The organism is Cyanobium sp. CH-040 (assembly GCF_024346135.1).
Classification (GTDB): Bacteria; Cyanobacteriota; Cyanobacteriia; order PCC-6307; family Cyanobiaceae; genus NIES-981.
Map to the genome: position 1 here is coordinate 1 of NZ_JAGQCJ010000013.1, position 25,080 is coordinate 25,080.

The following is a 25,080-nucleotide window of genomic DNA, read 5'->3' on the forward strand; positions in this document are numbered from 1 at the left end:
CGTGCTCGCAGCGGAACTGGGCGCCGGCCGCCACCGGCTCACCAGCTTCCGCCGCGAAACCCCCACCGCCATCGCCGCCTCGCAACGTCAGCCATCCGAGCGCGAGCCGGCGCAACCCGAGCAGCTCCTGGCCGCCTGAGACGGGGGCGCCCGGGGGAGGGCTGGCAACGCCTGAAGATCACAGGTCGCGGTTGAGCTTGCCGCTCACCAGGCCCTCCAGATCGAGCGACACGGCGCTGAAGCCCAGCTCCAAGAAGGTGGAGACCAGCTCGGCTCTGAGCTGGGGATCGGCCCAGCGGGCGCAGGCCTGAGCCAGCAGGGCCGCTGGCAGTTCGATGCGGGCGGTCTCCCCCTGGCTGCGCACCCGCACCTCCGGCCAGCCCTGCTGCAGCAGCCAGGCCTCGGCGGCCGCCACCCGCTGCAGCCTGGCGGCCGTGATCGGCTCGCCGTAGGGGAAACGGGACGCCAGGCAGGGCTGGGCCGGTTTGTCCCACCAGGGCAGCCCCAGGGCTCGGGACAGCCGCCGCACGCCGGCTTTGTCGATGCCCAGCTCCGCCAGCGGGGACCGCACCCCATGTTCCCGGGCGGCACGGATGCCCGGCCGGTGATCCCCGAGGTCGTCGTGATTGACGCCATCGAGCACCACGGCGCCGCCGGCGCTGGCGGCGATCGGCGCCAGCAGGCCGTGCAGTTCCCGCTTGCAGGCGTAACAGCGCTCCTGGGGATTGGCGGCGTAGGCCGGATCGGCCAGCTCGGCGGTGGGGATCTCCCGGTGGCGGATGCCCAGCCAGCGCGCCTGCTGCGCGGCCTCCCGGCGCAGGTGGGGGGCCAGGGCCGGTGAGACGCCGGTGACGGCCAGGGCGGCTGCGCCCCGCTGTTCCACCGCGATGGCCGCCACCAGGGCACTGTCGACGCCCCCGGAGTAGGCCACCACGACGCGCGGCAGTGCCGCCACCTGGTGGCGGAGATCGCTCAGGCCCCGCTCCAGCGAAGCCGGCAGGGAGTCCAGGAGGGTGAAGGCCATCGGTGAACCCGGCAGCGGCCGCAGGGATCCTGGCAGGTTCGCGGACGGCGCGGCCGGGAGACTGGGTGGCCGGCGAGGCTGGGTAGCATCGGTTCCACTGTCCCCGCGCCATGAGCTCCAGCAGCACCGGCACGCCGCAGCGGGGCAGCCAGCGCGGCACCGGCCGGGGCATCGGCATCCGCACGGCCGCCGGCAGCGAGGAGCGCGTGCACGGCCAGCTGCACGTGTACGACGGCGACGGCAAGGGCAAGAGCCAGGCGGCGCTGGGGGTGGTGCTGCGCACCATCGGCCTGGGCATCTGCGAGCAGCGGCGCACCCGGGTGCTGCTGCTGCGTTTTCTCAAGGGGCCCGGCCGCGCCTACGACGAGGACGCCGCCATCGAGGCGCTGCAGCAGGGCTTCCCCCACCTGATCGATCAGGTGCGCACGGGGCGCGGTGAGTACTTCGGCGCCGATGCCATCACCCGCTTCGACCGGCAGGAGGCCCAGCGGGGCTGGGACATTGCCAAGGGCGCCATCGCCTCCGACCTCTACTCGGTGGTGGTGCTCGATGAGCTCAACCCGGTGCTCGATCTGGGTCTGCTCGACAGCGAGGAGGTGTGCCGCACGCTGGCCGCCAAGCCGGCGGGGATGGAGGTGATCTGCACGGGCCGCGGTGCCCCGGCCCAGCTGATCCAGCTGGCGGATCTGCACTCGGAGATGCGCGGCCACCGCCGCCAGCACCCGGGCGCCGGCCAGGAGCCGGAGCGCGAGGGCGAGCCCTCCCGCCAGGGTCTCGATGGCATCGAGATCTACACCGGCGAGGGCAAGGGCAAGAGCACCAGTGCCCTGGGCAAGGCCCTGCAGGCGATCGGGCGAGGCATCAGCCAGGACAAGAGCCACCGGGTGCTGATCCTGCAGTGGCTGAAGGGGGGCAGCGGCTACACCGAGGATGCGGCCATCGCTGCCCTGCGCGAGAGCTATCCGCACCTGGTGGATCACCTGCGCTCCGGCCGCGACGCGATCGTGTGGCGGGGCCAGCAGCTGCCGATCGACTACGTGGAGGCCGAGCGGGCCTGGGAGATCGCCCGGGCGGCCATCGCCTGCGGGCTCTACAAGACGGTGATCCTCGATGAGATCAACCCCACCGTGGATCTGGAGCTGCTGCCGGTGGAGCCGATCCTGCAGACGCTGCTGCGCAAACCGGCGGAAACCGAGGTGATCCTCACCGGCCGCTGCAAGAACCGCCCCGCCTACTTCGACCTGGCCTCGGTGCACTCGGAGATGGTGTGCCACAAGCACTACGCCGAGCGCGGCGTGGACCTCAAGCGGGGCGTGGACTACTGAATCGGCGGGGCGATCAGTAGCGCGGCACCTCCGGGTCGATCTGTTCGCTCCAGGCGTCGATGCCGCCGCTCACATTCACACCCTCGATGCCGTGGCGCCCGAGGGCGATCAGGGCCTTGGCGCTGCGGCCACCCATCTTGCAGTGCACATAGAGCTTCTTGCCCTCGGCCAGGCGGCGCACGTCCTCAACCGCCTCGCCGCTCTCGATGCGGTCCAGCGGCACCAGCACCGCGCCGGGGATCACGGCGATGTCGGCCTCCTGGGGGTTGCGCACATCCAGCAGCAGGATGTCCTCGATCTGGCCATCGATCACGGTTTTCAGCTCAGCCACGGTGATGCTGGGCACGGCACCTGCTTCCTCCTGGCCAGGGGCGGTGCCGCCCACGCCACAGAATTCCTGGTAGTCGATCAGTTTGTCGATCACCGGCCGCTCCGGGCTGGGCCGCAGCTTGAGCTCGCGGAACTTCATGCCCAGGGCATCGAACAGCAGCAGCCGGCCACTGAGGGTGGTGCCGATGCCGGTGATGATCTTCACGGCCTCGGTGGCCTGGATGACGCCGATGATTCCGGGCAGCACGCCCACCACGCCGCCCTCGGCGCAGGAGGGCACCATGCCCGGCGGCGGCGGCTCGGGGAACAGGTCGCGGTAGTTCGGGCTTTCGGCATCGAGGTTGAACACCGTCGCCTGGCCCTCGAAGCGGAAGATCGAGCCGTAGACGTTGGGCTTGCCCAGCAGCACGCAGGCGTCGTTCACCAGGTAGCGGGTGGGGAAGTTATCGGTGCCGTCGCAGACGAGGTCGTAGGGCTCGATGATCGCCAGGGCGTTCTCGCTGGTGAGGGCCGTCTCGTAGAGATCCACCTGGCAGTGGGGGTTGATCTCGAGGATGCGGGCCTTGGCCGATTCGATCTTGGGTTTGCCCACCCAGCTGGTGCCGTGGATCACCTGGCGCTGCAGGTTGGAGTGATCCACCACGTCGAAGTCGACGATGCCGATCCGGCCCACGCCGGCCGCGGCCAGGTAGAGCAGCAGCGGTGAGCCCAGCCCGCCGGTGCCCACGCACAGCACCGATGCCGCCTTCAGCCGTTTCTGGCCGTCCATGCCCACTTCCGGCAGGATCAGGTGGCGCGAGAAGCGGGCCACCTCATCGGGGCTGAGCTGAACGCCGCTGATGTCGGGAGGGAGCATGGTGGCGCTGCCGGCCGGTTCAATCCTCCATTCTCCATGGCAGGGGCTGGGGCTGCTCCACCTCCTCCGCCAGCCACCAGAGCCGTTGCTCGCCGTCCTGACCCTGGATCAGCATCAGGGCAGGTCTCACGCACAGCTCCAGGTCCGTGGCGGAGGGGACCGGAAGGCCTGTGGGATGGCTGTGGGCATGGCCCAGCACATCCAGACCCCTGGCCCTGCCCCAGCGCTGAGCCAGCAGTTGCTCCCGCGGGTCGATGGCGAAGCGCCCGTGCCGCTCAGACGGCGCAGGCCACACGTTCAGACAGGGCCAGAGCCGGCGCAGACACCACCGGCCGGCGGGATCGCGCCGGTCTCCGAGCAACAGCAGGCAGCCCTCATCGGGCGCCGCTGAACGCAACAGGCAGGACAGCTGGATGCGCAGCCGCTGATCTGCCCCCAGGGCGGTTGGCGCAGAGCTGAGCACCCCGATACCTTATGAACGACCGCCACCGTGTGCAACGCAGGTCCATGAGCGACATCCTCTCCACCACCGCCGATCCCGGCGCCGATGCCAGCGTCGGCAGCGAAGCCGCCGGTGATGTGGCCGCCAGCGTGGAGGGCACGGCGGGCACCAGCGCCGTCGAGGACGCCGCTGCCGGCTTCAGCCAGCGTTACAGCGAGATCCTCGGCCAGGCCAACACCCTGCTGGAGCAGGTGGACTGGAGCCAGATGGGCCGGATCGGCAAGGCCGTGGGGATCCTGCTGGTGGTGATCGTGGCCCAGATCCTGATCAAGGGCGTGCTCGACACCATCAACCTGCTGCCGATCGTGCCGGGGCTCCTGGAACTGCTGGGTCTGGTGGTGGTGGGCCAGTGGAGCTGGCAGAACCTCACCACGGGCGAGAAGCGCAGCGCCGTGATGACGCGCATCCAGAACCTCAGGCGCGACTACCTGGGCTGAATCGCGCCTGCAGCCGGTCGAGACTGGCCTGGGCCTGGCGCCAGTAGCCGCCTCCGCAGCCGCCATCGAACAGATGGGCGTGGTTGAGCAGGTGATAGAGGTTGTAGAGCTGGGCCCGGACATCGGCGCCCGGCGGCAGAGGCCATGTGTCCTCATAGCCCTGGAAGAAGGCTGCCGGAAATCCCCCGAAGAGCCCGGCCATGGCCAGATCAACCTCACGGTCGGCCCAGTGGCTGGCGGGGTCGAACAGGGCGGCCCCCGATCCCGGTGTCAGCAGGCCGGCATTGCCGCTCCAGAGATCTCCGTGCACCAGCACAGGCTCGCAGCGATGGGCGCCCAGCCACGCCGGCAGAGCGGCCAGCAGCTGCTCGACGCCCCGCAGATGCCTGCCCGCCGCCGCCCCCAGTCGCAGCTGGGGGGCGATGCGGCAGTCAATAAAAAAGCCGGCCCAGTCGCTGTGCCAGGTGTTGGGCTGGGGGGTGGAGCCGATGAAGTTGTCGGTCTCGAAGCCGTAGCGCCCGGCTGAGCCGCCGCGGCTGCGGCGGTGCAGCTCGGCCAGTCCACGCCCCAGCTCCCGCCAGTCCTGGGCCCGACCGCCGCCGCCGCTGTGCAGATCGAGCCAGGGCAGCACGAGCACCGCCAGCGTGCCGGCAACTCCCACGGCCAGAGGCTCGGGCACCCGCAGGGGAGGGCGAGCCCAGACGCCCAGGGCCCGCAGGCCGGCGGCCTCCGCCTCGAGCAGAGGCAGGGCCTCGGCCCGGTTGGTCTTGACGAACAGGCGGCGTCCGTCGGCCAGATCCGCGCGCCAGGCCTGATGGATGCAGCCACCCCCCACCGGGGCGAGCTGCGTCAGGGTCACCTCCAGCCGCTCGGCAAGCCAGGAAGCCAGCAGCGCCTGGGGGAGATCGGACACGACGCGGCGGCAGGGGGGCCTTGCCAGCATGGCGCGATGCGACTGCCCGCAAGGCCATCCCCGCTGCGGCCTGCCCTCCAGACGCCCCCGGCCGATGCCCCCCTGGATGTGGTGGTGGTGGGGGCAGGCATCGCCGGCCTCACGGCCGCGGCGCTGCTGGCCCGGGAGGGTCTGACGGTGGAGCTGCTGGAAGCCCACCGCCAGAGCGGAGGCTGTGCCGGCACCTTCCGCCGCGGCCCTTACACCTTCGATGTGGGCGCCACCCAGGTGGCGGGCCTGGAGCCGGGGGGCAGCCATGCCCGCCTGTTCCGCCATCTGGGGGTGACGCCGCCGGCGGCGACGCCTCTGGACCCCGCCTGTGTGGTGCACCTCGCCGACGGCGGCGGGCCGGTGCGGCTGTGGCGGGATCCGCAGCGCTGGCGTGAGGAACGGCAGGCGCACTTTCCGGGCAGCGAACCCTTCTGGCGTCTCTGCGCCGCGCTGCACCGCGCCAACTGGGAGTTCGCCGGACGCGATCCGGTGCTGCCCCCCCGCAGCCTCTGGGACCTGGGCCAGACGCTGCGGGCCCTGGGCGCCGGCAACCTGCTCTCAGGACCGCTGATCGCCTCCAGCGTGGCCGACCTGCTGCGCCTGAGCGGCTGCGGCGGCGACACCCGGCTGCGCCGCTTTCTCGATCTGCAGCTGCGCCTCTACTCCCAGGAGCCGGCGGAGCGCACCGCAGCCCTCTACGGCGCCACCGTGCTGGCCATGGGTCAGGAGCCTCTTGGGCTCTGGCACCTGCACGGCTCGATGCAGGCGTTGAGCAGCCAGCTGGAGACGGCACTGGCGGCCGGCGGCGGCCGCTTGCGGCTTGGACACCGGCTGCAGCGGCTGAGACGGGCCGGCAACGGCCTCTGGGAGCTGGAGGCGACGGTGGGCCGGCAGGGCGGGGACTACCGCCGGCTGGCGCGCGACGTGGTGCTGGCGATCCCGCCCCAGGCCCTGCCCGATCTGCTGGGTGAGCAGCTGCCGCCGGGCTACGGCCGGCGCCTGCAGACGCTCCCCGACCCCAGCGGCGCCCTGGTGCTGTACGCGGCGGTGCCGCGCCGGGCGCTGGCGCCGGCCACCCCCGCCCACCTGCAGTTCGACGGCACCAGCCCGGGAGCCCTGTTCGTGTCGGTGAGTCAGGAGGGGGATGGCCGCGCCCCGGCGGGTCAGGCCACGCTGATCGCCAGCGTGTTCACCGAGGCCCGGCCCTGGTTCGGGCTCGAACCCGGCGCCTATGCCGCCGCCAAGGCGGAGACCCAGGCCGCCATCCAGGCAGGGCTGCAGCAGGGCCTCGGCCTGCCGCCGGACGCCTGGCTGCACGCCGAACTGGCCACGCCGCGGGGCTTCGCGCGCTGGACCGGACGGCCCTTCGGCTTCGTGGGGGGGCTGGGTCAGCGGCCGGGCTGCTTCGGCCCCTTCGGCCTGGCCAGCCGCACACCGCTGCCCGGCCTGTGGCTCTGCGGGGATTCCATCCATCCCGGCGAAGGCACTGCGGGCGTGAGCCTCTCGGCGCTCACCGCCTGCCGCCAGCTGCTGGCCCGTCGCGGCCGGCCGCTGCAGCTCGGGGCCTGAGGGCGCCCGGGGCGCTCAGAGGAACTCGGGACGCAGCCTGCGGCAGCGCTCGAGTTCGGCCTGCAGCCCGTCCCAGTCGGACGCCAGCAGCCGCCGCTCCAGATCGTCGAGACTGGCGCGGTAGGCCACCAGTGCCTCGGCCACGGCTTCCCGGTTGCAGCGGGCCATGAGCACGCCCAGCTCCGGATTGCCTCCGCCCACCCGGGTGGTGTCGGCAAAGCCGCTGGACGCCAGGAGGCGCACCAGCTGCGGCAGGTCGCAGGTCGGCGCCGCGGCGGCCGCACCGCGCTCAGCGGCCAGCAGCAGGCCAGCGCTCACCAGCACCGGCAGGTGGGAGATCAGGGCCACGGCCCGGTCATGGGCCTCGGCAGCGCAGGTGAGCCAGCACGCCCCCACGGACTCCGCCAGGGCCCGCACCACAGCGAGGGCCTCCGGTTCGGTGTCCACGGCCGGGGTCGCCACCCAGGGGCGGCCGCGGAACAGGTCCGCACGGCCCGCCTCCACGCCGGCATCGGCGGTGCCGGCCATGGGATGGCTGGCCACGAAGCGCGGATGCAGGCGGCGCCAGCGCTCCAGCACCGGCACCTTCACCGAGCCCACGTCGGTGACCACCGCCTGGGGGGGCAGTGCGGCCACCAGCTCGGCCGGGGGCTGCAGCAGGCGGTCCAGCGGCAGCGCCAGCACCACCAGCCGGCAGCCGGCCAGCACCGAGGCATCGGTGTCCACCACCTGGGCCAGCCCGCGCTGGCGGGCCCGCTCGGCCGTGGCGGGGCGATGCACCAGGGCTCGCACCCCATGGCCCTGCCGCTGCAGATCCAGCGCCAGGGAGCCTCCGATCAACCCCAGCCCCACCAGGCCGATCGGCCCCTGGAGGCGGCCGACGGGCACCGCCGGGGAACCGGCCGGGGAACCTGGAGTTGTCATCACGGCTGCAGAGCCCTCTGGTCAGCTTCCTACGATCGAGGGGCACCGGCTGACGGCGGATGCTCGAAGCCCGCGCCCACCACCAGCTCAAGGCGCTGCTGCAGCGTGAAGGTGGCGGGCGCTGGCCCCACCACCTCAGCCTCAGCCGGCTGGTGGCCCGCAGCCTGCGGCGTGGCGACCACACCCTGGTGCGCCTGGCCCCGGGCACCGACCCCAGCTGGTTGATCAGCCTGCTGGTTCCCCTGGCCCTCTGCGACACGCCCCTGGCGGTGGTGCTGAGCGAGCCCCTGCGCCGGCGGCTGCTGCAGCTGGAGCTGCCCCGTCTGGTGGCGGCCGACGCCAGCCTGGCCCTGCCCTGCGTGGAGGGGGCGGATCCCGGCGGGGCGAGGGTGTGGCTGCTCAGTCACCGGCAGCTGGTGGAGGCCTGGCAGAGCGGGGGGCTGGGAGAGCGCCAGCTGGTGATTCCCGAGGCCGAACAGCTCGATGCCGGCCTGCGGGAGGCCCTCGCCATCCGGCTCGAGACCGGCCACTGGGATCAGCTGCGGCGTGCCCAGCCGGGGGCGTCGGAGGCGCTGCTGGAGCTGCACGGCCGTCTCAGCCGCCGGGTGCTGCACCACCCCCGCACGGCCGCCGGCCTGGTGCCCCTGGCCCCGGAGGATGAGGCGCCGCTGCGGCAGCTGCTCGCCCTGCTGGGATCGCTGCCGCAGCCATGGCGCCGCTGGCTGGCCAGCGGTGACGAGCGCTGGGCCAGCTGGGCCCAGCGGGATGCCCGGCTGATGGAGTGGACCCTGCATCGCCAGCCGCTCGAACCCCTGCAGGTGCTGGAGGGCCTGCTCGAAGGACGGGGCGCCGTGGTGCTGGGCCAGCTGGGGCCCACGGTGGAGCTGAGCGGCGCGCTGGGGCTGGCGCCGGAGGTCTGCGTGGAGCTCGGTGATCCACCGCTGGCCGACCCGCTGCCCCTGTTCGCCCCCCTCAGGCAGCCGCTGCCCAACAGTCCCCATTTCGGCGAACACCTGCTGGAGCAGAGCCGGCGGCTGGTTCTGGGGCAGGCGGGGGTGAGCGTGATCCTGCTCGACGACGACGAGCTGCGGCTGGGTCTGGTCAGTGCGCTGGCCGCCGAGTTCGGCAGCCGGGTGGTGCATGAGCACACGGCGCCGGAGAGCAATGGGGTGGTGTGCTGCCGCTGGAGCTGGTGGCTGGAGCACCAGCAGCGTCTCCCCCTCCCCTGCCAGCTGATCGTGGCGCTGCTGCCGATCGCCAGCCTGGAGGACCCGCTCACCGCCGCCCAGGTGCAGTCCCTGCGCCGCCAGGGTCGTGACTGGTTCCGCGAACGCCTGCTGCCAGAGGGTCTGACGCGGCTGCAGCTGGCCGTCGGTGGTCTGCGCCGCAACGGTGGGCGCCTGGCCATCCTCGATGGCCGGCTGCGGGGTCGCAGCTGGGGGCGGCAGGTGCTCACGGCGCTGGAACCCTGGCTGGCCCTGAGCCGCCTCCTGCCCCGCTGAGCGACGGCAGCGACGCCGCGGCCCGGGCCGCACGACAGGCCTGACTAGCCTGGGCCGAGGCCACGAGGAATCCGATGGGAGAAGCCAGGCGTCGCAGCATGCAGGGCCTGCCGCCTCGGCAGACCAAGCCGCAGAGCAGGTCCGCGGCCAACGCCAGGGCCGACGACTCGCCACGGCTGGCACCCTGGCTGCCCCTCACCCGCAACCAGGCCGACCGCTTCGTGAGCATCACCTCCCGGGGTGCCTGGATCGGCATCGCCGCCCTGGTGATCTTCTGGGTCACCGTGCGCTTCATCGGCCCCGCCGCCGGCTGGTGGACCCTGGCCGACGGCTGAGTCGCAGGGCACAGACGGGAAAGCTGGGCTGGCGCGCAGGAGTGGGGTGGGGGAACCCTCACGCCGCAGCCCCACACGCGCCCAAAGCTGAAGAAAACCTTATAGTCACCGAATCATCCGTACTCGGCCATGTTCCCGCGTCTGGCGGAGCAATACCGCTGCCTCGTCCACGATCTGGTGCTCAGCCTCCACGCCCTCGCCCGGAGTCTCCAGGACCATGGCATGGCTGCCACCTGCTACAGCTGCGGGGATGGCCGCGACGGCCATGGCGCCTCCTTCGTGGCCAACCTCGGCACCAATCACATGGTGCGATTCCTGGTGTCCGATTTCGGCATCAGCTGGGTCGAATCCCGCGACGGTCACGAACTGGTGAAGCTCGAGGGCGCCGAGGCGATCCAGGAACTCCACCGTGTCGCCCAGCTCCTGCAGGAGTCCATCACACCCGGCCTGCAGACCCGAAGCAGCGCCAGCTCCATGGCGCTGCCGACCCGGCGGGCGGCCTCCTGACCGGCTCGCCGGGAGTGGCGCTCGCCCGGCGGCTCAACCCACCGCGGGAACTCCGCCGGCCCGGGCGGCTGCCGCCAGAGGCTTCATGGAATTCGCAGTGACCTCGGAGCCCTCGGTGAGCTTCTGACGGGTGAGGTGCTCCACCTGGGCACATTGCTCGGGGTTCTGCTCCAGCCAGGCGATGGTGTTGTCCCTGCCCTGGCCGATGTTGTCGCCCTCATAGCTGTACCAGGCGCCCTTGCGAACCACGACGCCGGTCTCCTCCGCCAGGTCCAGCAGACAGCCCAGGGTGCTGATGCCGCGTCCGAACAGGATGTCGAACTCGGCGATCCGGAAGGGCGGGGCCACCTTGTTCTTGGCCACCTTCACCTTGGCGCGGATGCCGTATTCCTCCGTGCCGCGCTTGAGCGTCTGGATGCGGCGGATATCCAGACGCACCGAGGCATAGAACTTCAGCGCATTGCCGCCGGTGGTGGTTTCGGGATTGCCGTAGGTGACGCCGATCTTCTGACGCAGCTGGTTCAGGAAGATCACCGTGCATCCCGACTTGCCGATGTTGCCGGTGATCTTGCGCATCGCCTGGCTCATCAGGCGGGCCTGGCTGCCCACGGCCAGATCCCCCATCTCACCCTCGATCTCAGCCCGGGGAGTGAGGGCGGCCACCGAGTCGACGACCACGATGTCGACGGCGGCGGAGCGCACGAGCTGGTCGACGATCTCCAGCGCCATCTCACCGGTGTCCGGCTGGGAGACGAGCAGATTCTCGATGTCGACCCCGAGGGCCGCGGCATACACCGGATCGAGGGCGTGCTCGGCGTCCACGAAGGCGGCGACGCCGCCGCGACGCTGCACTTCAGCGATGGCATGCAGGGTGAGGGTGGTCTTGCCGGAACTCTCCGGCCCGTAGACCTCCACCACCCGGCCCTTGGGATAGCCACCACCCAGGGCCAGATCGAGGGTGAGCGCCCCGGTGGAGATGGTCTCCACCCGCATGCGGGAGGCATCGCCCAGGCGCATGATCGAACCCTTGCCGAAGTTGCGCTCGATCTGGTTGAGCACCAGACCGAGGGCCTTGTCGCGCTCGGCGGCGGCCTTGGCATCAGCGGAACTCAGCGCCGACGTGGTCGCCGCTGTCGCGGGGGAAGCGGCCCCATTGCCGGCTGTGGACAGGGCGGAACTTGGCATGGTGCTGGGGGGCGTCGTGGTACCGGACTGCGAAGCGGCGGCCTTGGGATCGGCGGCCTTGGGATCAGGAGCCTTCGGATCGGCAGGCATGGGGCCGGGCATGGAACGGTTGGTGCGATGGAGCGGGCCGCGGAGCGATCCTGCCGGAAGAATTCCGCCAGGCGGACACCCTGCGGTCCCGGCAAGCAAGTGCCACCGAAGCGGGCCGGCGTCTCAGAGGCGCCTAGTACACACGTACCTTATCGGATCCCGGCCACTGCGCCAGGGGGCTCTCGAACTGGTGGGGCTCCAGCCAGTGGATGGCCGCGGGCAGATCGTGGCCATCGCCGGGGGCCAGGTAGCCCCAGCTGGCCAGGAAGCAGCGCACGGCGGCGAGATCCGGCCGCGCGCACACCTGCTCGAGGGTGGGTCGCCTGTCCTCCAGAAACCACAGCGGACGGGACTCCGCCAGCAGCCGCGCGAGCACCTCGGGCTTGCTGCCCTGCTCATGGCCGAAGACCGCCCGGGGCTGCAGTCCCGCCTCCTCCAGGAGGCGGCGGGCGAAGGCGCCCCCCTTGGTGGTGAGCACGAGCCAGGCGCTGCCCTCGCCGGCCAGCCGCTGCAGCCGCTCGATCACCCCGGGGTAGAAGCGGTGCAGGGCCAGCCAAGCCGGCAGATCATCGGCAACGGCCTGGCGGCGCACCTCCTCCAGGGCGGTCTGGAGCTGGTCGGCATGCCAGCCCCAGCGGCTGAGGGCCTCGGGCAGAGCCCCCGCGTAGGCCGCGAGCAGGGCTTCCAGATCGAGATCGGCCCGCGACAGTTCAGCCGCCATCAGCACCATCTCCCAGCCCTTGTGGATCAGCGGCCGCAGACGGGCAAAGCCTGGCGGCGCCTCCGCCGGCAGGTCCAGGTCCGGCCGCAGTCTCAGGGCTGCCCGACGGGCCGACCACCAGTACTCCGGCATGCCGTCCACAAGCACGCCGTCGAAGTCACACACCAACAGCGGCGTTCGCGGCACGGCGCGCAGAGGGGGTGCTCAGAACTGGGCCGCTAGGATTCGAACCTAGGAATGGCGGGACCAAAACCCGCTGCCTTACCACTTGGCGACGGCCCAACAGGAGCCCACGGAACCTGGGTTCACGCGGCACACCCGACGCCTTGGCCCGGGTGCTTAGACAGTTACCCACAGCGCCCCGCCCTTCGTCAACGGCTGCCGGTCCGGCGCCGCCCCTCAGGCGGGGAACACCCGCAGACGCTGCTGATCCCCCCGGCCGAACACGGCCGTGCGCAGGCGGTAACGGGCTGCCAGCTCTGCCTGCATGCCACGGATCGCCTCACTGCGGGGCAGCAGCTCCACCGGCTGGCCCGTGGCCAGCACCACCTGTTCCACGGCCAGCCGGCACTCCTCCATCGCGCCATGGGCGTCATCACCGGCAGGGTCGGGCGCAGCCAGCTGCGGCTGGTGGCCGCCATGGCGCTCCAGCAGCCGCTCCAGGGCCCGCTGCAGCTGGGGCGCCGCCGTGCTCTTGATCACCAGAATGGGGAGCCCGAGCTCACGGGCCTGGCGGCGCAGCAGGGGGTCGCGGCCCAGCTGCTGGCGCACGCTGAGCAGCACGTCGGCCGTTTCCACGCCGGCCACGACCTGCACGGGCAGGGCCCGGGAGCGCACCACCTGATCCAGCAGGACCCGGGGGATGCCGGCGCCGTACACGCGCAGCAGCTGGGGCGGCGCGGGAGTGGGTTGGGGTGTGGAGTCCGGAAGCGGGGAGCGGGCGGGGGGCACACCCTCGTCCCGCCGGGGAGACAGGGAGCGGGGCAGCGGCCGTGGGCGCAGCAGGGCAGGGGAGTCAGGCGGCGTGGGATGGGGCTCCGCGCAGCTGACGCGCCCGTCCTCGGCCAGCTCCCGCACCTGGGGCCGGGCGGCCTGGCCGCGCAGCAGGGCATCCACCGTGGCGGCCACATCCAGGTGCACCAGCCAGCGCCGCCGGCTGTGCATCTCCACGGCCAGGGGGAAGGTGGGCTCGGCGGCCCGCTCCAGCACGGTCTTCTGGGTGCGCCGGCGGCGGGCCTCCTCGTCTCCCAGGGTGACCGACTGGATCCCGCCCACGAGGTCGCTGAGGGTGGGGTTCTTGATCAGGTTCGCCAGCTCGTTGCCGTGGGCGGTGGCCACCAGCATCACGCCGCGCTCGGCGATGGTGCGCGCCGCCTGGGCCTCCAGCTCGGTGCCGATCTCATCGATGACGATGACCTCGGGCATGTGGTTCTCCACCGCCTCGATCATCACCTGGTGCTGCAGCTCGGGCCGGGCCACCTGCATGCGCCGGGCGCGGCCGATGGCCGGGTGGGGAATGTCGCCGTCGCCGGCGATCTCGTTGCTGGTGTCGATCACCACCACCCGCTTGCCCAGCTCATCGGCGAGCACGCGGGCGATCTCGCGCAGAGCCGTGGTCTTGCCCACCCCGGGGCGGCCCATCAGCAGCAGCGACCGGCCGGAATCGAGCAGATCGCGCACCATCGCCACGGTGCCGAACACGGCCCGGCCCACCCGGCAGGTGAGGCCCACGATCTCGCCGCTGCGGTTGCGAATGGCGCTGATGCGGTGCAGCGTGCGTTCGATGCCGGCCCGGTTGTCGCCGCCGAAGGCACCCAGCCGCTCCACCACGGCGGCCAGGTCGCCCCGCTCGACCGGCCGGGTGGCCAGCTCCACCACCCGGCCCGGGTAACGGGCCTCCGGCAGCCGACCCAGATCGAGCACCACCTCCAGCAGCTGATCGCGCTCCCGGCCGGCCGGCAGGGCCGCGGCGACCGGGGCCGGCAGCACCGCCAGCAGCCGGTCCAGATCGTCCGTGATGCGCTGGGGTGACTGCGGGCTGGACACCGGGGAACCACATGGGTGGATCAGGACCGTTCTAGCCAGGGCTGCAGCAGCGACCGGGCCAGCTCCAGGGCCCGGGGCCAGAGCTCGGGGTCATGGCGCAGTGCCCGGCCGCGCCCCTGGGCCGCCGCCAGCAGCGGCTGCAGGAGACGGCGCGCCACCCCCCCGAAGGCCACACCGGAGCAGGCCGCGGCGACCTCCGGCCGGGCCTGCAGGAACGGCAGGCTGCTCCCATTGGTGCCCCCGGCGAGCTGCAGGGGGCCCGGTGGCATCCCGGTGCTGCGCGCGGCCAGCAGGGCCACGGCCGCCCGGGCGGTGCCGGCGCCGACATCACCACTCATCGGCCGGCCGTCCAGCTGCCACAGGGGTCGGTGGCCCCAGGCGCGCAGAGCGGCGAACCGCTGCCAGAGCTCCGGCAGGGACACCTCCGCTCCGGCGCTCACGGCCAGGCGGCGCAGCGCCAGCCCGCTGGCGCGCAGCTGCCGCAGCCGCTGTTCGAAGGCCTGCTGCCGCCCGGGGCTGGTGTGCAGCTCCACCGCATCGGGCCGGAGTTCAGCAAGCAGGGGCGCCACCGTGCCCGCCTCCAGCACCAGCGAGCGTTCCTCGATCAGGCCCTGCGGGCAGGCGGGCAGACAGCGGCCGCAGCCGTAGCAGCGCTCCGCCAGCACCCCCGGCGCGCCCGTCGCCCGCTCACCGATGGCCAGGGCCGGACAGACCCGCTCGCAGGGGCGTGGGCAATCAGGCGGACAACGGCGTGGATCGAACCAGGCCTTGCGGAAGTGGGGGTCCTCGCCGTCACTGAGGCTCACCATCACCCAGGGAGGCGCGGCGCCGTGGGCCTCCGCCCAGGCCAGGCCGCGACGTGCGGCCGCCACCACGGCCGCATCCGCCGCCAGATCCACACAGTGGACGCCCGCCAGGGCATAGATCCCGGCCAGGTCTTCGATGGACTCCAGATCCTGATTGCTGGCGCCGGCGATCCACTTCACCCAGCGGCCGCTGGCGAGGGCCCGGTCGGCAGGGGTCAAATCAACTCGGCCAGGGGCTGCCAGCGCAGGGCCCTGGCGCCGCCCATCTCCACCACCACGCGCAGGCGAGGTTCGCGCCGGGTGAGGGACACGAGCGCCGCCAGCTCGGTGGAGGACAGCACCTGCCCTTCGAGGAGCCAGAGCAGCATCGGCTGGCTGCCCTCGAGCAGAGGTCCAAGCTGGGGCATCACGCGCTGCACCTCGCCCACGGCGGCGCCGCGCCCCACGCTCTGATGCCCCAGATGGGGTGGACGGACGCCGTGCAGCCCGAACAGGAAGGACTCCGGATCGCCCAGCCCGCGGGCGGAGGTGAGCTGGGCCCGGTAGCCGGCGGCCCGCAGCCTGCGCAGCAGCCGGGTCTCGGCACCGCCCTCGAGGGGAGCGAACAGCGCCAGCGCACCGGCCCGCTCCAGCTCCTGACGGAAACCTCGGCCGGTGAGCAGCAGCGGCATCGTGGGCTGGAAAGCTGGTGTGAGTCTGACAGCCGGGACGGGCACGGGAGGCCATGGACGCCACCTGGCGCCACCTGGAAGGGTGGAACGCCATGGGGTACAGTCATTCGCTGTGCCAGAAGTCTGCGCCCGTCCGCTAGCCGGGCCTCCGGACCCTGACACCGGATCACCAGTGGTGGTGGTCCTCTCCGGCCACTGGAACGGGTCTTACCGCCCGCTCCTCCGGGAAACTGCCTGAACGCGCCGGTCCACCGGTCCGGTCCAGGCAAGTCCCAGCCGCCGCTGAACGGGTCCTGATCCGTCTTGCTAGCCCCCTGGATTTCGCACCGGGCCTGTTCCCAGTCCCGTGCGGCCGCCAAGGCCGAGCCCGACCGTCACGACTGCTGCAGCCCCACCGGTTCCACCCGGGTCCCGGCCTCGCCGGTCCGGAGGTTTCACCGGATGTCCAGCTGGCGTCTACCTCCCTCCCATGTCCATCGGAATTCTCGGGAAGAAGCTGGGGATGTCCCAGTTCTTCGACGATGAAGGCAGGGCCGTCCCGGTCACCCTGATCGAGGCGGGCCCCTGCCGCATCACCCAGCTCAAATCGACCGCCACCGACGGCTACAACGCCGTTCAGCTCGGCTTCGGCGACGTCCGCGAGAAGCTCGTCAACAAGCCGGCCCGCGGCCACCTGGCCAAGTCGGGTGAAGAGCTGCTGCGCCACTTCAAGGAGTACCGCGTCGAGAGCGTCGATGGCCTGGAGCTGGGCTCCGCGGTCACCGTCGGCGACTTCGAGGCTGGCCAGAAGGTGGATGTGAGCGGCGACACGATGGGCCGGGGCTTCGCCGGCTACCAGAAGCGCCATGGCTTCAGCCGCGGCCCGATGAGCCACGGCTCCAAGAACCACCGTCTGCCCGGCTCCACCGGCGCCGGCACCACCCCCGGCCGCATCTACCCCGGCAAGCGCATGGCCGGCCGCTACGGCGGCAAGCAGACCACCACCCGCGGTCTCACCATCCTGAAGGTGGATGCGGAGCGCAACCTGCTGGTGGTGAAGGGCTCGGTGCCCGGCAAGCCCGGCGCCCTGCTCAACATCCGCCCGGCCAACCGGGTGGGCGCCAAGAGCGGCAACTGAGGAGCGAAACGATGGCTGATTGTGTTGTTCGCGACTGGCAGGGCAAGGAGGCCGGCAAGGCCAGCCTTGACCTGAAGGTCGCCAAGGAAAGCTCCGCCGCCGACCTCGTGCATCGCGCCGTGGTGCGGCAGCTGGCCCATGCCCGCCAGGGCACGGCCAGCACCCTCACCCGCGCCGAGGTGGCCGGCGGCGGCCGCAAGCCCTACAAGCAGAAAGGCACCGGCCGGGCCCGTCAGGGTTCGATCCGCACCCCCCTGCGCCCCGGCGGCGGCGTGATCTTCGGGCCCAAGCCCCGCAGTTACAACCTGGCGATGAACCGCAAGGAGCGTCGCCTGGCCCTGCGCACCGCGCTGATGAGTCGCATCGACGCCATCACCGTGGTGAAGGATTTCGGAACCTCCCTGGAGGCCCCGAAGACCCGGGAGATCACGGCTGCCCTGGCCCGCCTCGGCATCGCCGACGGCGCCAAGGTGCTGGTGGTGCTCGACAACCCCAGCGAGGTGGTGCGCCTCTCGGTGCGCAACCTCGCCAAGGTGAAGCTGATCGCCGCCGATCAGCTCAACGTGTTCGATCTGCTCCACGCCGATCACCTGCTGGTGGGCGAGGCGGCACTCGCGAAGATTCAGGAGGTCTACGGCGATGGCTGAGCGTTTTGCAGGACGGCTCGCGGATGTGATCCGCCGGCCGCTGATCACCGAGAAGGCCACCCGTGCCCTCGAGCTGAACCAGTACACCTTCGAGGTGGATCACCGCGCCGCCAAGCCCGACATCAAGGCGGCCGTCGAGGAGCTCTTCGACGTCAAGGTGGTGGGGGTCAGCACCATGAACCCGCCACGGCGCACCCGGCGGGTGGGCCGCTTCGCAGGCAAGCGCGCCCAGGTGAAGAAGGCCGTGGTGCGACTGGCGGAGGGCAACGCCATCCAGCTGTTCCCTGAGTCCTGAGGGGTCTGAAATTCCATGGCAATCCGCAATTACCGCCCCACCACCCCCGGCACCCGCACCCGCGTGGCCAGCAACTTTGCTGAGGTCACCGGAAGGGACCGCATCAAGGGACTGGTGGTGGCCAAGCACCGCCGCAAGGGCCGCAACAACCGCGGTGTGATCACCTGCCGCCACCGCGGCGGCGGCCACAAGCGTCTCTACCGCGTCGTCGATTTCCGCCGCGACAAGCACGGCGTGGTCGCCAAGGTGGCGGCCATCCACTACGACCCCCACCGCAACGCCCGTCTGGCCCTGCTCTTCTACGCCGATGGCGAGAAGCGCTACATCCTGGCTCCCGCCGGGGTGCAGATCGGCCAGGAGCTGGTGTCGGGCCCCGAAGCCCCGATCGAGAACGGCAACGCCCTGCCGCTCTCGGCCATCCCCCTCGGCTCCAGCGTCCACAATGTGGAGCTCTACGCCGGCCGCGGCGGCCAGATGGTGCGCACGGCTGGTGCCAGCGCCCAGGTGATGGCCAAGGAAGGCGACTACGTGGCCCTCAAGCTGCCATCCACGGAGGTGCGTCTGGTACGCCGCGAGTGCTACGCCACCCTCGGCGAGGTGGGCAACGCCGAGGTGCGCAACACCAGCCTCGGCAAGGCCGGCCGCAAGCGCTGGCTGGGCCGCCGCCCCGAGGTGCGCGGTTCGGTGATGAACCCCTGTGACCACCCCCACGGTGGTGGTGAGGGCCGCGCACCGATCGGCCGCTCCGGCCCGGTCACCCCCTGGGGCAAGCCGGCGCTCGGCCTCAAGACCCGCAAGCGGAACAAGCCCAGCAACCGGTTTGTGCTCCGGAAACGTCGCCGCACCTCCAAGCGGAGCCGTGGCGGACGCGATTCCTGATGACCCACACCGCTTTGCTCACCGCCTGAACTGCCATGGGACGCTCACTCAAGAAAGGTCCGTTCGTTGCCGACAGCCTGCTGCGCAAGGTTGAAAAGCAGAACGCAGCCGACGACAAGTCCGTGATCAAGACCTGGTCACGGGCCTCCACCATCCTGCCGATGATGATCGGTCACACGATCGCCGTACACAACGGCAAGTCGCATGTGCCGGTGTATGTCACCGAGCAGATGGTGGGCCACAAGCTCGGGGAATTCGCCCCGACCCGCACCTTCAAGGGCCACATCAAGGACAAGAAAGGAGGCCGCTGATTCATGGCTAACACCACCCCAGCCCAGGCCCAGGCCCAGGCCCATGGCCGCTACATCCGCGGCTCGGCCTCCAAGGTGCGCCGGGTTCTCGACCAGATCCGCGGCCGCAGCTACCGCGATGCGCTGATCCTGCTCGAGTTCATGCCCTACAGGTCGACCGGACCGATCACCAAGGTGCTGCGCAGCGCCGTGGCCAATGCCGAGCACAACCTCGGCCTGGATCCGGCCACCCTGGTGATCAGCCAGGCCAGTGCCGACATGGGCCCGTCGATGAAGCGCTTCCGGCCCCGTGCCCAGGGTCGCGCCTACGCGATCAAGAAACAGACCTGCCACATCAGCATCGCTGTGGCTCCTTCCACCTGACCCCGAGGACACCGCCCGATGGGACACAAGATCCATCCAACCGGCCTGCGCCTGGGGATCACCCAGGACCACCGCTCGCGCTGGTACGCCCCCAGCAAGACCTATCCCACCCTCCTCCAGGAGGATGACCGCATCCGCAAGTTCATCCACAAGAAGTACGGATCGGCCGGCATCTCCGACGTGCTGATCGCCCGCAAGGCCGACCAGCTCGAGGTGGAACTCAAGACCGCCCGGCCCGGTGTGCTGGTGGGTCGCCAGGGCAGCGGCATCGAGGAACTGCGTGCCGGCATCCAGAACACCGTGGGGGATGCCCATCGCCAGGTGCGCATCAACGTGGTTGAGGTGGAGCGGGTCGACGCCGACGCCTACCTGCTGGCCGAATACATCGCCCAGCAGCTGGAGAAGAGGGTGGCCTTCCGCCGTGTCATCCGCATGGCGGTTCAACGGGCGCAGCGCGCCGGTGTGCTCGGCCTCAAGATCCAGGTGAGCGGCCGCCTCAACGGCGCCGAGATCGCCCGCACGGAGTGGACCCGGGAAGGCCGCGTGCCTCTGCACACCCTGCGCGCGGACATCGATTACGCCACCCGGGTGGCCAGCACCACCTACGGCGTGCTGGGCATCAAGGTGTGGGTGTTCAAGGGTGAGGTGCTGCCCGGCCAGGCAGATCAGGCGCCCATGGGTGCCGCCCCGCGCCGCCGGGCCAGCCGGCAGCCCCAACAGTTCGAAGACCGCTCCAACCAGGAGTGATCAGGAGGCCTGAACCATGCTGAGTCCACGACGCGTCAAATTCCGCAAGCAACAGCGCGGCCGCATGCGCGGCATCGCCACCCGCGGCAACACCATCGCCTTCGGGCAATACGCCCTCCAGGCCCAGGAGTGCGGCTGGATCACCTCGCGCCAGATCGAGGCCAGCCGCCGGGCCATGACCCGCTACGTCAAGCGGGGAGGCAAGATCTGGATCCGCATCTTCCCGGACAAGCCGGTGACCATGCGGCCTGCCGAAACCCGCATGGGCTCCGGTAAGGGCAACCCGGAATTCTGGGTGGCCGTGATCAAGCCGGGCCGCATCCTCTTCGAGATGGGGGGTGCCGACATCACCCCCGAGATCGCCAAGGAAGCCATGCGCCTGGCGCAGTACAAGCTGCCCGTGAAGACCAAGTTCCTGACCCTGGCGGATCAGGAAGCCGACCTGGCCGCCGAGGCGGTCGCCACCGTGGAGTCCTGACCATGGCTCGTCCCTCGATTGCCGACACCCGCAAGCTCGCCGATGGCGAGCTCAGCGACCAGATCAACGCCACCCGGCGTGAGCTGTTCGAGCTGCGCTTCCAGCAGGCGACCCGCCGTCTGGAAGGCACCCACCGCTTCAAGGAAGCCCGCATCAAGCTGGCCCACCTGCTGACGGTGCAGAACGAGCGTCAAAGCTCCGGCAGCCCGGCTGCCGAGCCCAGCTCATCCGCCTCCTGATTCCCCCGCAAATCCCATGGCTACCAAGGAACGGGTCGGCATCGTCGTCAGCGACAAGATGGACAAAACGGTGGTGGTGGCGGTGGAAAACCGCTTTCCCCACCCCATCTACAAGAAGACGGTGAGCCGCACCAAGCGCTACAAGGCGCACGACGAAACCAACAACTGCAAGGTGGGCGACCAGGTGCGCATCACCGAAACCCGCCCACTCAGCCGCACCAAGCGCTGGACCGTGGCCGAGGTGCTCAACACCTCCGCCGCCAACTGAGGAGGACCGACCGATGATTCAACAGGAAACCTTCCTCAACGTCGCTGACAACAGCGGCGCCAAGCGCATCCAGTGCATCCGGGTGCTGGGCACCAACCGTCGCTATGCCCACGTCGGTGACGTGATCGTGGCCGCCGTCAAGGACGCGATGCCCAACATGGGCGTGAAGAAGTCGGATGTGGTCAAGGCCGTGGTGGTCCGCACCAAGGCCACCCTGCGGCGCGAAACCGGCAACGCGATCCGCTTCGATGACAACGCCGCCGTGATCCTCGGCAACGAGAACAACCCCAAGGGCACCCGTGTCTTCGGCCCCGTGGCGCGGGAGCTGCGCGAGCGCAACTTCACCAAGATCGTGTCCCTCGCCCCGGAGGTGATCTGACATGGCTACCGCAACCCCCAGGGCCAAGGCCCCCGTGCGCACCAAGATGCGCATCAAGAAGGGCGACACCGTCCAGGTGATCGCCGGCAAGGACAAAGGCAAGACCGGCGAGGTGCTGCGCACTCTGCCCTACGAGAATCGCGTCGTGGTGGCGGGAATCAACCTCCGCACCCGCCACGTGAAGCCCACCCAGGAGGGCGAGACCGGTCGCATCGTCACCGAAGAGGCATCCCTGCATGCCTCCAACGTGATGCTCTACTCCAACAGCCAGAAGGTGGCGAGCAGGGTGGAGGTCGTGACCGACAAGGACGGCACCAAGAAGCGTCGTCTCAAGAAAACCGGGGAATTCCTGGATTGATCCATTCGGGATCCTCTTCAGAACTCGGCGCCCCTCAGCAGCCCATCCTCTACACCAACCACTCCAGCTCTCAGCCCCGTCCAGCCTTCTGACCCAGACCAGAAGCGCAACCCCCTTTCCCCCCATGTCCCTGAAACAGCGCTACCGGGAGACGATCCAGCCCAAACTTCTCAAGGATCTGGATCTCTCCAACATTCACGAAGTTCCCAAGGTGGTGAAGGTCACCGTGAACCGGGGGCTTGGTGAAGCGGCCCAGAATGCCAAGGCCCTGGAGGCCTCGATCGCGGAACTCGCCACCATCACCGGACAGAAGGTTGTGGTCACACGAGCCAAGAAGGCGATCGCCGGCTTCAAGATCCGCCAGGGCATGCCGATCGGCGTGGCCGTCACCCTGCGCGGCGAGCGCATGTACGCCTTTCTGGAACGTCTGATTCACCTGGCTCTTCCCCGCATTCGCGACTTTCGCGGTGTCAGCCCGAAGAGTTTCGACGGACGGGGAAATTACACCCTGGGGATCCGTGAGCAGATCATTTTCCCCGAAATCTCCTTCGACAAGATCGATGCCATCCGTGGCATGGATGTGACGATCGTCACCACCGCCCGTAACGACGAAGAGGGCCGGGCCCTCCTCCGCGAGATGGGAATGCCGTTCCGCAGCAACTGAGCCCTCTTCGGACCCGACCATGGCCAATCACGATCCCATTTCCGACATGCTCACCCGCATCCGCAATGCGAGTGAGAAGCGTCACGAGACCACCAGCATCCCTGCCTCCCGACTGCTGCGCAGCATCGCTGATGTGCTGCAGCAGGAAGGATTCATCGCCGGCATCAGCGAGGAAGGTGACGGCGTGCGCAGGCAGCTGGTGCTGGAGCTCAAATACAGCGGCAAGCACCGCCAGCCCACGATCCGCTCGGTGCAGCGCGTGAGCAAGCCCGGCCTGCGCATCTACAAGAACAACCGCCAGCTGCCGAAGGTGCTCGGCGGCCTTGGAGTGGCGATCATCTCCACCTCCAAGGGTGTGATGAGCGACCGTGATGCCCGCAAGCAGGGCGTTGGCGGTGAAGTGCTCTGCTACGTCTACTGATCAGGGAGATTCAGCCATGTCACGTATCGGTAAAGCCCCCATCCCCGTGCCCGACAAGGTGAACGTCAGCCTCAACGGCCTGGACGTCACCGTCAAAGGTCCCAAAGGGGAACTCAGCCGCACCCTGCCCGAGGGGGTGACCATCAGCCAGGAGGGCAACACCCTCGTGGTGGCCCCGGCCCAGGACAACCGCCGTTCCCGGGAGCGTCACGGCCTCTGCCGCACCCTGGTGGCGAACATGGTCGAGGGCGTCAGTCAGGGCTACACCCGCAAGCTGGAGATCACCGGCGTCGGCTACCGCGCTGCGGTGCAGGGCAAGAAGCTGGTGGTCAGCGCCGGCTACAGCCACCCGGTGGAACTTGTGCCGCCCGACGGCATCACCTTCGCCGTGGAGAACAACACCACGGTGCTGGTCTCCGGCGCCAGCAAGGAGCTGGTGGGCAACGAGGCCGCGAAGGTGCGCGCCATCCGCCCGCCCGAGCCCTACAAGGGCAAGGGCATCAAATACGAGGGCGAGCGCATTCTGCGCAAAGCCGGAAAGACCGGCAAAAAATGAGGTCTGTCTGAGCGCATCTAGCCTGTATTCCCATGTCTTCCCTCTCCCGCAAACAGCAGACCCAGAAGCGTCACCGCCGGTTGCGCCGCCACCTCAGCGGCACCTCCGAGCGGCCGCGCCTGGCGGTCTTCCGCTCCAACAACCACATCTACGCCCAGGTGATCGACGACAGCGTCCAGAGCACCCTCTGCTCGGCGTCGACCGTCGACAAGGAGCTGCGCACCGGTCTCAAGTCCTCCGCCAGCTGCGATGCTTCAGTGGCGGTGGGCCAGCTGGTCGCCCAGCGCGCCCTCGCCAAGGGCATCTCCCAGGTGGTCTTCGATCGCGGCGGCAACCTGTACCACGGCCGGGTCAAGGCCCTGGCTGATGCCGCCCGGGAAGCGGGCCTTCAGTTCTGATCCCTGCTCTCACCATGACCGAAACCAACGATCAGCTTCAGTCCACCACCATCCCCGGGGCCGCCGATGTCCCCCCGGCAGCCGAGGGTCAGCAGGAGCGCCGCGGCCGCGGCGAGGGACGGGGCGGTGACCGCCGGGGCGGCCGCGGCCGGGAAGGCCGCCGCGGCCAGGAGCGCGACTCCGAGTGGCAGGAACGGGTGGTGCAGATCCGCCGCGTCTCCAAGACCGTCAAAGGCGGCAAGAAGATGAGCTTCCGGGCCATCGTCGTCGTCGGCAATGAGAAGGGCCAGGTGGGCGTGGGCGTCGGCAAGGCCGGCGATGTCATCGGCGCCGTGCGCAAGGGTGTGGCCGACGGGAAGAAGCACCTGGTGAAGGTGCCCCTCACCCGCCACAGCTCGATCCCCACCCTCAGCAACGGCCGCGACGGGGCCGCCAGCGTGCTGATCCGTCCGGCAGCCCCCGGTACCGGGGTGATCGCCGGCGGTTCGATCCGCACGGTGCTGGAGCTCGCCGGCATCAAGAACGTGCTGGCCAAGCGCCTCGGCTCCAAGACCCCTCTCAACAACGCCCGTGCGGCCATGGACGCCCTGGCCGCCCTGCGTACCCACAAGGAGACCGCCAAGGAGCGGGGCATCTCCCTTGAGCAGATCTACTCCTGAAGCCTCGCCATGACCATCACCCTCCAGTCCCTCAAGCCCCAGAAAGGCGCCCGCCGCCGCAAGCTGCGCAAGGGCCGCGGCATCGCAGCAGGTCAGGGCGCGAGCTGCGGCTTCGGCATGCGCGGTCAGAAGTCCCGTTCCGGCCGTCCCACCCGTCCCGGGTTCGAGGGCGGTCAGATGCCCCTGTACCGCCGGATTCCCAAGCTCAAGCATTTCGAACTGGTGAACCCCAGCCGGTTCACGGTGCTCAACGTGGCCCGGCTGGCCGACTGCAAAGCGGGCAGCACCGTCAACCTGGACTCCCTGGTGAAGGACGGCATCGTCACCAGCCCCAAGCACCCTCTCAAGGTGCTCGGCAACGGCGAGCTCAACGTGAAGCTCACGGTGCAGGCCGCCGCCTTCACGGCCAGCGCCCGGGCCAAGATCGAAGCCGCAGGCGGCACCTGCGAGGTGATCTGAACAGTTCCGGAGGCCCTCCGCCCTAGGGTCTGAGCCGTCCGCCATGTCACCGGCGGGCGGCTTTTTGCT

General features: G+C 70.3%; 34 protein-coding genes and 1 tRNA gene. 24 read left to right on the top strand and 11 right to left on the bottom strand.

Annotated features, from left to right (window positions below; translation table 11 throughout):
* Nucleotides 1-178 precede the first annotated feature (178 nt).
* Entirely contained in the window at nucleotides 179-1,024 is an 846-nt protein-coding gene (larE, locus tag KBY90_RS11550) for an ATP-dependent sacrificial sulfur transferase LarE (RefSeq protein WP_254968802.1), read from the bottom strand.
* Nucleotides 1,025-1,134: 110 nt separating this feature from the next.
* Here larE and KBY90_RS11555 point away from each other — a divergent pair, with 110 nt between their 5' ends.
* Nucleotides 1,135-2,349, top strand: coding sequence for a cob(I)yrinic acid a,c-diamide adenosyltransferase (locus KBY90_RS11555; RefSeq protein WP_254968803.1), 1,215 nt, complete (start codon nucleotides 1,135-1,137; stop codon nucleotides 2,347-2,349).
* A 13-nt stretch (nucleotides 2,350-2,362) separates the two neighbouring features.
* On the opposite strand, the gene moeB is transcribed toward KBY90_RS11555, so the two are convergent.
* Both moeB and KBY90_RS11565 read right to left on the bottom strand, forming a co-directional pair.
* Complete coding sequence (moeB, locus tag KBY90_RS11560) at nucleotides 2,363-3,535, bottom strand: molybdopterin-synthase adenylyltransferase MoeB (RefSeq protein ID WP_254968804.1); 1,173 nt, start codon at nucleotides 3,533-3,535, stop codon at nucleotides 2,363-2,365.
* A gap of 19 nt (nucleotides 3,536-3,554) precedes the next feature.
* Nucleotides 3,555-3,998, bottom strand: coding sequence for a M67 family metallopeptidase (locus KBY90_RS11565; RefSeq protein WP_254968805.1), 444 nt, complete (start codon nucleotides 3,996-3,998; stop codon nucleotides 3,555-3,557).
* Between the two features lie 44 nt (nucleotides 3,999-4,042).
* Between KBY90_RS11565 and KBY90_RS11570 the strand changes: the two genes are divergently transcribed.
* Nucleotides 4,043-4,474, top strand: a complete 432-nt coding sequence (locus KBY90_RS11570) for a CAAD domain-containing protein (protein ID WP_254968806.1) — start codon at nucleotides 4,043-4,045, stop codon at nucleotides 4,472-4,474.
* Here the strand turns inward: KBY90_RS11570 and KBY90_RS11575 are convergent.
* A complete protein-coding gene (locus tag KBY90_RS11575; RefSeq protein ID WP_254968807.1) occupies nucleotides 4,452-5,387 on the bottom strand; it encodes a fructosamine kinase family protein in 936 nt (311 codons plus the stop codon). The genes KBY90_RS11570 and KBY90_RS11575 overlap by 23 nt on opposite strands.
* A 36-nt stretch (nucleotides 5,388-5,423) precedes the next feature.
* Between KBY90_RS11575 and crtD the strand changes: the two genes are divergently transcribed.
* On the top strand, nucleotides 5,424-6,986 hold the full coding sequence (gene crtD, locus KBY90_RS11580; protein WP_254968808.1) for a C-3',4' desaturase CrtD: 1,563 nt from the start codon (nucleotides 5,424-5,426) through the stop codon (nucleotides 6,984-6,986).
* A 15-nt stretch (nucleotides 6,987-7,001) separates the two neighbouring features.
* Here the strand turns inward: crtD and KBY90_RS11585 are convergent, their stop codons facing one another.
* A complete protein-coding gene (locus KBY90_RS11585; protein ID WP_254968809.1) occupies nucleotides 7,002-7,910 on the bottom strand; it encodes a prephenate/arogenate dehydrogenase in 909 nt (302 codons plus the stop codon).
* Between the two features lie 59 nt (nucleotides 7,911-7,969).
* On the opposite strand from KBY90_RS11585, the gene KBY90_RS11590 reads away from it, so the two are divergent.
* The 3 genes from KBY90_RS11590 to KBY90_RS11600 all read left to right on the top strand — a co-directional run bounded on the left by KBY90_RS11590 (nucleotide 7,970) and on the right by KBY90_RS11600 (nucleotide 10,254).
* A complete protein-coding gene (locus tag KBY90_RS11590) occupies nucleotides 7,970-9,412 on the top strand; it encodes a helicase (protein ID WP_254968810.1) in 1,443 nt (480 codons plus the stop codon).
* 74 nt (nucleotides 9,413-9,486) lie between these two features.
* Nucleotides 9,487-9,747, top strand: a complete 261-nt coding sequence (locus KBY90_RS11595) for a DUF2839 domain-containing protein (RefSeq protein ID WP_254968811.1) — start codon at nucleotides 9,487-9,489, stop codon at nucleotides 9,745-9,747.
* Nucleotides 9,748-9,876: 129 nt separating this feature from the next.
* On the top strand, nucleotides 9,877-10,254 hold the full coding sequence (locus KBY90_RS11600; protein ID WP_254968812.1) for a DUF1815 family protein: 378 nt from the start codon (nucleotides 9,877-9,879) through the stop codon (nucleotides 10,252-10,254).
* Between the two features lie 33 nt (nucleotides 10,255-10,287).
* On the opposite strand, the gene recA is transcribed toward KBY90_RS11600, so the two are convergent.
* The 6 genes from recA to KBY90_RS11630 form a co-directional block, all read right to left on the bottom strand.
* The gene (gene recA / locus KBY90_RS11605) at nucleotides 10,288-11,439 is read right to left on the bottom strand and encodes a recombinase RecA (protein WP_254968882.1); all 1,152 of its coding nucleotides are present in this window, start codon (nucleotides 11,437-11,439) and stop codon (nucleotides 10,288-10,290) included.
* Nucleotides 11,440-11,662: 223 nt separating this feature from the next.
* A complete protein-coding gene (locus tag KBY90_RS11610; protein WP_254968813.1) occupies nucleotides 11,663-12,436 on the bottom strand; it encodes an HAD family hydrolase in 774 nt (257 codons plus the stop codon).
* A gap of 24 nt (nucleotides 12,437-12,460) precedes the next feature.
* Nucleotides 12,461-12,532, bottom strand: a tRNA-Gln gene (locus KBY90_RS11615).
* A gap of 117 nt (nucleotides 12,533-12,649) precedes the next feature.
* Nucleotides 12,650-14,296 (bottom strand): AAA family ATPase, encoded by a 1,647-nt coding sequence (locus tag KBY90_RS11620; protein ID WP_254968814.1) that lies wholly within the window; start codon nucleotides 14,294-14,296, stop codon nucleotides 12,650-12,652.
* Between the two features lie 20 nt (nucleotides 14,297-14,316).
* Nucleotides 14,317-15,321: an LdpA C-terminal domain-containing domain gene (locus KBY90_RS11625; protein WP_254968815.1), complete on the bottom strand. Its 1,005-nt coding sequence runs from the start codon at nucleotides 15,319-15,321 to the stop codon at nucleotides 14,317-14,319.
* Entirely contained in the window at nucleotides 15,318-15,773 is a 456-nt protein-coding gene (locus KBY90_RS11630; protein WP_254968816.1) for an NAD(P)H-quinone oxidoreductase subunit N, read from the bottom strand. Before KBY90_RS11630 ends, KBY90_RS11625 begins: the two co-directional genes overlap by 4 nt.
* A gap of 469 nt (nucleotides 15,774-16,242) precedes the next feature.
* Here KBY90_RS11630 and rplC point away from each other — a divergent pair, with 469 nt between their 5' ends.
* The 18 genes from rplC to rplO all read left to right on the top strand — a co-directional run bounded on the left by rplC (nucleotide 16,243) and on the right by rplO (nucleotide 25,011).
* Nucleotides 16,243-16,890, top strand: coding sequence for a 50S ribosomal protein L3 (rplC, locus tag KBY90_RS11635; RefSeq protein ID WP_254968817.1), 648 nt, complete (start codon nucleotides 16,243-16,245; stop codon nucleotides 16,888-16,890).
* A gap of 11 nt (nucleotides 16,891-16,901) precedes the next feature.
* Complete coding sequence (gene rplD, locus KBY90_RS11640) at nucleotides 16,902-17,537, top strand: 50S ribosomal protein L4 (RefSeq protein ID WP_254968818.1); 636 nt, start codon at nucleotides 16,902-16,904, stop codon at nucleotides 17,535-17,537.
* Nucleotides 17,530-17,832 carry a 50S ribosomal protein L23 gene (locus KBY90_RS11645; protein WP_213203278.1) on the top strand — a complete coding sequence of 101 codons (303 nt, stop codon included), beginning with the start codon at nucleotides 17,530-17,532 and terminating at the stop codon, nucleotides 17,830-17,832. The genes rplD and KBY90_RS11645 overlap by 8 nt, the downstream gene beginning before the upstream one ends.
* A gap of 15 nt (nucleotides 17,833-17,847) precedes the next feature.
* A complete protein-coding gene (rplB, locus tag KBY90_RS11650; protein WP_254968819.1) occupies nucleotides 17,848-18,711 on the top strand; it encodes a 50S ribosomal protein L2 in 864 nt (287 codons plus the stop codon).
* Between the two features lie 35 nt (nucleotides 18,712-18,746).
* On the top strand, nucleotides 18,747-19,022 hold the full coding sequence (rpsS, locus tag KBY90_RS11655) for a 30S ribosomal protein S19 (RefSeq protein WP_254968820.1): 276 nt from the start codon (nucleotides 18,747-18,749) through the stop codon (nucleotides 19,020-19,022).
* 3 nt (nucleotides 19,023-19,025) lie between these two features.
* A complete protein-coding gene (rplV, locus tag KBY90_RS11660; RefSeq protein ID WP_254968821.1) occupies nucleotides 19,026-19,385 on the top strand; it encodes a 50S ribosomal protein L22 in 360 nt (119 codons plus the stop codon).
* Nucleotides 19,386-19,403: 18 nt separating this feature from the next.
* Nucleotides 19,404-20,132: a 30S ribosomal protein S3 gene (gene rpsC / locus KBY90_RS11665; protein WP_254968822.1), complete on the top strand. Its 729-nt coding sequence runs from the start codon at nucleotides 19,404-19,406 to the stop codon at nucleotides 20,130-20,132.
* A gap of 16 nt (nucleotides 20,133-20,148) precedes the next feature.
* Entirely contained in the window at nucleotides 20,149-20,610 is a 462-nt protein-coding gene (gene rplP / locus KBY90_RS11670) for a 50S ribosomal protein L16 (RefSeq protein ID WP_254968823.1), read from the top strand.
* Nucleotides 20,611-20,612: 2 nt separating this feature from the next.
* Nucleotides 20,613-20,849, top strand: a complete 237-nt coding sequence (gene rpmC / locus KBY90_RS11675) for a 50S ribosomal protein L29 (protein WP_254968824.1) — start codon at nucleotides 20,613-20,615, stop codon at nucleotides 20,847-20,849.
* Nucleotides 20,850-20,865: 16 nt separating this feature from the next.
* A complete protein-coding gene (gene rpsQ / locus KBY90_RS11680; protein WP_254968825.1) occupies nucleotides 20,866-21,117 on the top strand; it encodes a 30S ribosomal protein S17 in 252 nt (83 codons plus the stop codon).
* 13 nt (nucleotides 21,118-21,130) lie between these two features.
* On the top strand, nucleotides 21,131-21,496 hold the full coding sequence (gene rplN / locus KBY90_RS11685) for a 50S ribosomal protein L14 (protein ID WP_254968826.1): 366 nt from the start codon (nucleotides 21,131-21,133) through the stop codon (nucleotides 21,494-21,496).
* A gap of 1 nt (nucleotide 21,497) precedes the next feature.
* Nucleotides 21,498-21,854 (top strand): 50S ribosomal protein L24, encoded by a 357-nt coding sequence (gene rplX, locus KBY90_RS11690; protein ID WP_254968827.1) that lies wholly within the window; start codon nucleotides 21,498-21,500, stop codon nucleotides 21,852-21,854.
* A gap of 124 nt (nucleotides 21,855-21,978) precedes the next feature.
* Nucleotides 21,979-22,518 (top strand): 50S ribosomal protein L5, encoded by a 540-nt coding sequence (rplE, locus tag KBY90_RS11695; protein WP_254968828.1) that lies wholly within the window; start codon nucleotides 21,979-21,981, stop codon nucleotides 22,516-22,518.
* 19 nt (nucleotides 22,519-22,537) lie between these two features.
* Complete coding sequence (gene rpsH / locus KBY90_RS11700; RefSeq protein ID WP_254968829.1) at nucleotides 22,538-22,939, top strand: 30S ribosomal protein S8; 402 nt, start codon at nucleotides 22,538-22,540, stop codon at nucleotides 22,937-22,939.
* A gap of 16 nt (nucleotides 22,940-22,955) precedes the next feature.
* A complete protein-coding gene (gene rplF / locus KBY90_RS11705) occupies nucleotides 22,956-23,495 on the top strand; it encodes a 50S ribosomal protein L6 (protein WP_254968830.1) in 540 nt (179 codons plus the stop codon).
* A gap of 32 nt (nucleotides 23,496-23,527) precedes the next feature.
* Entirely contained in the window at nucleotides 23,528-23,893 is a 366-nt protein-coding gene (gene rplR / locus KBY90_RS11710) for a 50S ribosomal protein L18 (RefSeq protein ID WP_254968831.1), read from the top strand.
* Nucleotides 23,894-23,907: 14 nt separating this feature from the next.
* Nucleotides 23,908-24,552 (top strand): 30S ribosomal protein S5, encoded by a 645-nt coding sequence (gene rpsE / locus KBY90_RS11715; protein WP_254968832.1) that lies wholly within the window; start codon nucleotides 23,908-23,910, stop codon nucleotides 24,550-24,552.
* 9 nt (nucleotides 24,553-24,561) lie between these two features.
* A complete protein-coding gene (gene rplO, locus KBY90_RS11720; protein WP_254968833.1) occupies nucleotides 24,562-25,011 on the top strand; it encodes a 50S ribosomal protein L15 in 450 nt (149 codons plus the stop codon).
* The last annotated feature ends 69 nt before the right edge of the window (nucleotides 25,012-25,080 follow it).